This window comes from Caulobacter sp. P1_B12_2, from assembly GCF_056406675.1.
In genome coordinates, this window is record NZ_JBFTZS010000575.1 from 1 (window position 1) to 2,454 (window position 2,454).

Sequence of the window (2,454 nt, forward strand, 5' to 3'; positions counted from 1 at the left end):
ATGATGCTGGACGCCGGCCAGGACGTCAAAGCCCTGCCCCAGCCCCAGAGCCAGGTCTGCGCCGCCCTGTCCCGCTGCGTCGAGACTCGCTATCCCACGGCCCGCCACGCCCTGCACCTGGAGACAGATTCGGTCCGCGCGCCCTGGCTAAAAGCGGTCAGCGAAACCCTTCGACCTCGCGTCGCCTCTCCACCCGCGCCCCCTTGAACCACAAGGGATCGAGCGCATTTTAGAAGGAGCGGTGCGCTTCCGCGCACGTAACGGGTGTTTGCAAAGCGACACACCGTCGCTAGGGTCCCGCTTCAATTAGACGAGGGCGCAACGTCGCGCTTCCGGGAGGTTTCGCCGGCATGCCGGTAGTTTTCAATGCGCAGGAAGGCCAGAAGGCCCTCTTCGACGCCCTGCTTGACGCCCGTGACAAGTACGGCGCGAAGAAGCCGATCCTCGAGGACCAGGATCGCAATCCGCTCAGCTACACCGACCTGGTGCGGGCGAGCTTCGCGCTCGGCCGCAAGATCGCGGCGATGACCAAGCCGGGCGAGCATGTCGGCGTGCTGCTGCCGTCCGGTTCGGGCGCTGTGGTGACGTTCTTTGCCCTGCACGCCTTCGGCCGCGTGCCGACCATGCTCAACTTCACGGCCGGCCTGCGCAACCTGCGCGCCGCCTGTGAGCTGGCGGGGGTCAAGCGCGTGCTGACCGCCCACAAGTTCATCGAACTGGGCAAGCTGCACGACATCGTCGACGCGCTCGAGGCCAAGGCGACGATCACTTATCTGGAAGATGTGCGCGGCACGATCGGCATCGGCGACAAGCTGTTCGCCGCCGTGGCCGGCGCCTTCCCTCGCCGCCTTCGCGCCCCCGCCAAGCCGTCGGACCCGGGCGTGGTGCTGTTCACCTCGGGCAGCTTCGGCGCGCCGCGCGGCGTGGTGCTGAGCCAGGCCAACCTGGTGTCGAACGCGATGCAGATCGCCACCCATATCGAGCTGGATCCGGCCTGGGTGTTTTTCAATCCGCTGCCGGTGTTCCACTGCTTCGGCCTGACGGGCGGCGTGATCCTGCCGCTGCTGACCGGCATGAAGGCCTTCCAGTATCCTTCGCCTCTGCACATCAAGCAGATTCCGTCCTTGGTGAAGGACACCGGTGCTTCGGTGCTGCTGGCCACCGACACCTTTGTGAATCAGTACGCTCGGTCTTCGGAGAGCGATGAGCTCTCTGGCCTGAAGTTCATCGTCTGCGGCGCTGAAAAGGTTCGGGAAGAGACCCATAATCTCATCAATGAAAAGTTCGGCAATGTGCCGGTTCTCGAAGGCTACGGCGCGACGGAGGCCTCGCCGGTCATCGCGGTCAACAAGCCCGGTGACAACCGGCGCGGCACGGTCGGCGGTCTGCTGCCGGGCCAGGACTGGAAGATCGAGCCCGTCGAGGGCATCGCCGGCGGCGGCCGCCTGCTGGTGCGCGGTCCCAACATCATGTCGGGTTATCTGCGCGAAGACGGCGGCGTCGATGCCCCCGAGGGCGGTTGGCACGACACCGGCGATGTCGTCACCGTCACTGACGACCTGTGGATCACCATCAAGGGCCGGGTGAAGCGCTTCGCCAAGATCGGCGGCGAGATGGTCTCCCTGACCGCCGCTGAAGACCTGGCCAGCGCCGTGTGGCCCGACGGCCGTCACGCCGTGATCTCGATGCCCGACAAGAAGAAGGGCGAAAAGCTGGTCCTGGTCACCGACCGGCAGGACGCAGCTGTCACCTCGCTGGTCGCCCACGCCCAGAGCATCGGGGCGCCGGAACTGGCCGTGCCGCGCAAGATCCTCAAGGTCATGCAGGTGCCCGTCCTGGGCAGCGGCAAGACCGACTATGTCGCCATCCAGCGGATGGCCGACCAGGACGCCAAGGCCGCATGATCGTGACGGGACATGCGCTGGCGCATGCCCCGACCGTTCTTGCGGTCTGACCTTCAGTACAGTGCGCGTTCCGGGCGACGCCTTTGCTCGTCGCCCGTTGTCGGACAACACCAGAGGGGAACATCGAGATGGAACGACTGAACGTATGGGCGCCGCGCGTGCTCAGCCTGCTGCGGATCGTCGCCGCCCTGCTCTTCATGGAGCACGGCCTGATGAAGATCTTCCACTTCCCGGGTCCCCAGCCCGGCGCGCCTGACCCGCTGCCGACCCTGCTGCTGGCCGCGGCCTGGCTGGAGATCGTGGGCGGCGGCTTGCTGGTGCTGGGCCTGTTCACACGCCCCGTGGCGTTCGTCCTGTCGGGCCAGATGGCCGTGGCCTATTTCCTGGCCCACGCCTCGCAGGGCTTCTGGCCGGGGCTGAACGGCGGCGAGGCCGCGATCCTGTTCAGTTTCGTCTTCCTGTACCTGGTGTTCGCCGGTCCTGGCGAATGGAGCGTAGACGCGCAGTTGCGCAAGCGGCCGTAGCCGTACTTTCCAGGCCAAACAAAAAG

The 2,454-nt window shown here is 66.1% G+C and carries 2 protein-coding genes and 1 pseudogene; all 3 read left to right on the plus strand.

All coding sequences use genetic code 11. The features are described from left to right. A pseudogene (locus AC1DZ6_RS23490) lies at positions 1 to 207 on the plus strand (alpha/beta hydrolase); the annotation flags it as partial. 143 nt (positions 208 to 350) lie between these two features. Continuing rightward, on the plus strand, positions 351 to 1,904 hold the full coding sequence (locus tag AC1DZ6_RS23495) for an AMP-binding protein (protein WP_477099521.1): 1,554 nt from the start codon (positions 351 to 353) through the stop codon (positions 1,902 to 1,904). A gap of 128 nt (positions 1,905 to 2,032) precedes the next feature. Then, entirely contained in the window at positions 2,033 to 2,428 is a 396-nt protein-coding gene (locus AC1DZ6_RS23500; protein ID WP_477099522.1) for a DoxX family protein, read from the plus strand. Positions 2,429 to 2,454: the final 26 nt, after the last annotated feature.